Origin of the sequence: Lacihabitans soyangensis, from assembly GCF_024343775.1 — a bacterium.
In the GTDB taxonomy this organism is placed as follows: Bacteria; Bacteroidota; Bacteroidia; order Cytophagales; family Spirosomataceae; genus Leadbetterella; species Leadbetterella soyangensis.
In genome coordinates this window covers 1-3,129 of record NZ_RJUF01000083.1, presented here as the reverse complement: position 1 = coordinate 3,129, position 3,129 = coordinate 1, and the positions used below count along the sequence as shown (strand labels likewise).

General features: G+C 37.6%; 4 protein-coding genes. 3 read left to right on the top strand and 1 reads right to left on the bottom strand.

The window, feature by feature from the left end; genetic code table 11:
* A partial coding sequence (locus tag EGI31_RS14405; RefSeq protein WP_255037912.1) for a DNA polymerase family A protein occupies positions 1-404 on the top strand: 404 nt, incomplete at its 5' end.
* Positions 405-655: 251 nt separating this feature from the next.
* The gene (locus EGI31_RS14400) at positions 656-1,399 is read left to right on the top strand and encodes a CPBP family intramembrane glutamic endopeptidase (RefSeq protein WP_255036422.1); all 744 of its coding nucleotides are present in this window, start codon (positions 656-658) and stop codon (positions 1,397-1,399) included.
* Positions 1,400-1,517: 118 nt separating this feature from the next.
* Here EGI31_RS14400 and EGI31_RS14395 read toward each other — a convergent pair whose 3' ends face one another.
* Entirely contained in the window at positions 1,518-1,682 is a 165-nt protein-coding gene (locus tag EGI31_RS14395) for a hypothetical protein (protein WP_255037911.1), read from the bottom strand.
* A gap of 420 nt (positions 1,683-2,102) precedes the next feature.
* On the opposite strand from EGI31_RS14395, the gene EGI31_RS14390 reads away from it, so the two are divergent.
* Positions 2,103-3,129 (top strand): serine hydrolase domain-containing protein (locus EGI31_RS14390; RefSeq protein ID WP_255037910.1); only part of this gene is annotated, 1,027 nt, incomplete at its 3' end.

Sequence of the window (3,129 nt, the reverse complement as noted above, 5' to 3'; positions counted from 1 at the left end):
AACTCCAAAACTTTTTTGGGAAGTTCACTAGCCTTATTCCTTATAAGACGCAACTACAAGAAATTGCTTTCAGAGAAAAAAGGATTTGTAGCAGTTTAGGAAACTTCAGAAACTTTGAAATCCCTAATTCCAAGAATCATTTACCCAACAAGGTAAAGCGATGGATTTTAAGTCAAAAAGTACAAGGTACAGCTTCCTTAATCTTGAAGACCGCAATAATGAATTGTTGTAGAGATACCGAAATTGAATTTTTAATACCAATGCACGATGCTGCCTTATTTCAAGTGCCCATCGAAGTTGTTGATCAAAAGAAAGTAATAATTAAAGATGAATTTGAAAAAGCAATGCTCCTATATTGTCCTAAACTTAAGCCAAAGGTAATATTTAAAGAATTTACTGAATAAAAGCTTGCATATAAAAAAACTATTGGATAGAATTTAGGTAATTAAAATGGAATTATATCACACCAAATCAAAAAATGAATGGCTTACTAAAAAAGCAAAAGACTATGGAAGCTTAGTAGAAAAGCGGGGAATTTACATCAATTTGGTTTTGAATTTCAAATTAACCGTTCGAATGTTTGACAGTTCTGTGTTTCGAAGTCCTATAACATACAAAACCGTGAACTATTCTTAAAACCTAACTTCTTCAAAACATGCACCCCCACCTAAAACCCCTCTTCAGCAAAATCTTTGACCTAAACTGGAAATTTGGTACATTTCTGATATTGTTGGTTTGTGTGCCGAGGTTTGTGTTGGTACTTCAGGCCAATGCTTCGGGTAATTATGGGGCTATCGGGCTTATCATGACGGTTTCGGCTTTGGCTCCGTTTATTTTTTTGAGTAAAGCGGGTCGTATGGCCATCGGTATACAAAAAGCTCAGGGTTTTAAATGGCTATTTCTGGCCTTTTTGGCTGGGCTGGCGGCCAGTGTTATGCTGTTTTTTTTGGGTAAAATCTTATATGATACTTCTTACCAAAACTGGTATCAATACATCGGCAAGTCATATAAAATTCCGGCTGAAATCACTGCAGCAGATAAGCAGGTCATGTTCGGCATTATGGCCATCACAGGCATGCTTTTTAGCCCCATCGGTGAGGAATTGTTTTTCAGGGGCATCGTACACAAGAGTTTTGAAAACTCTATAGGCGAGAAAAAAGCCTCCATCGTGGATGGCTCTGCCTTTGCCCTCACGCATATTTCTCATTTCGGCTTGGTGTTCGTGAATGAGCAATGGGCTTTTTACCCCTTTCCCACCCTACTGTGGGTATTGAGTATGTTTTTGGTGAGTATAATGTTTTTCTATTTCCGCAAAAAAACCGATAGCCTCTTGGGTGCCATCGCCTGCCATGCAGCCTTTAACTTGGGGATGATTTATTGTATTTTTTATGGGATGTGAGGCGAGATTTCCTATATCAATTTGTTGTATTTGGATACTTTAAAGTAAAAAAAGTTCTACCCCTAAATCCTGATTTTCATTGAACAATCAGAGTACTATATTGGTGTCTATCAATATTTTACTCCCACTCATCACGCATTTTCTTCTGAATTTCTAAGGAATCTTCTTTTCGTTTCAACACACCCAAATACTTTTTAGCATCCAACTTTTTACCTCCCTTCACGGAAGTAGTTTTTGGAAGTAAATCCTCAAGATGCTGGCCTTTTTTAAGAATGATTGTCATATTTGTTACCAATTACAGTGTGAAGATAGGAATATTATTATAATTTTTCAAAACTCGTAATTTTGATTGGTTTATTTGAAATAAAATTCAAATTATTGAAGTACTCATTTATTCAATTCTTATTGATTTTCTTCTAAATTTTCCGCAAAAAAACCGATAGCCTTTTGGGTGCCATTGCCTGCCACGCCGCCTTTAATTTGGGGATGATTTATTGTATTTTTTATGGGATGTGAGGCTTTTCCAAAACATTTAAGCCGACTTTCAAAACAAAAACTGGGCAGCTAAACCCATTGCTTTTTGTTTTTATATTGCCCGTTGTACTTTCGTCCATACATTCATTTCTTTTATTCTCAAATATCAGCCAAAGTGCATTTGGCTTGGCTTTTTAGGAGGGTATCAGACTAAAAAAACGAACAAATTATGAAATTAAAATTAACCGCGTTGAAATTGTTCATTGCTCTTCTGTGTGCCAAAAGCCTTAGTGCTCAAGATATTCATAACTCAAAAAAAACACTTGACAGCGTTATAATGGCGAAAATGAAAGAAAGCGGAATTGTAGGCCTCGGTGCATCGGTGATTGTTGACAAGAAATTGGTTTTGAGCACCGGCTATGGCTTTGCGGATTTCGAAAACAAAGTACCTTTTAAGTCCTCGACCATTATGAACATTGCCTCTGTAAGCAAAACTTTTACGGGGGTATGCATCATGAAAGCAGTGGAAGAAGGACTAGTTTCGCTTGATGAAGACATCAACAAGTATTTGCCGTTTAGGGTAATAAATCCAAATAGCCCAAATGGCAAAATCACCCTACGACATTTGGCTACGCATACGTCAGGGTTGATTGATCGAAGTCCGTTTTATGGTGATAGCACCTATCACTATGGCAACAGAAAACCAGAGCCTTTAGGGGAGTTTTTGAAAAATTATTTTGTAAAAGGCGGCACACATTATGACTATGGGAATTTTCTAAATGCCAAGCCTGGTGATAAAAGAGAATATTCGAATATCGGTGCCGGATTGGCCGGATACATTGTGGAAGTGCAAACAGGGAAAAGTCTGAAATCTTACGCCAAAGAGCATATTTTTAAGCCCTTAGAAATGAAGAATTCGGGCTGGGCTTTAGCCGAAATTGATACATTGCAACACGCCAAACTTTACAGAAAAGAAGATGGAAAAACTGTACCAGTTCAATGGTATGAAGTGAATACCTACCCCGATGGTGGCGTAAGGACCTCGGTAGAAGAACTGTCGCGTTTTTTCATAGCTCTGCTGAATGGTGGCCAATACAATGGAACCAGAATTTTGAAAGAAGAAACCGTGAAAGAAATGTTACGTTTTCAGTACACAGAATCAAACAAACCTGATAATGTGAACATAACAAAGACCAATCAAGGTATTTTTTGGGCAACCAAGTTGGGGGCAACCAGAATAGGACACAACGGATCGG

Coding starts and splice junctions, on each gene's coding strand:
- EGI31_RS14400 (WP_255036422.1), top strand. CDS start 656: ATGCACCCCCACCTAAAACCCCTCTTCAGCAAAATCTTTGACCTAAAC.
- EGI31_RS14395 (WP_255037911.1), bottom strand. CDS start 1,682: ATGACAATCATTCTTAAAAAAGGCCAGCATCTTGAGGATTTACTTCCA.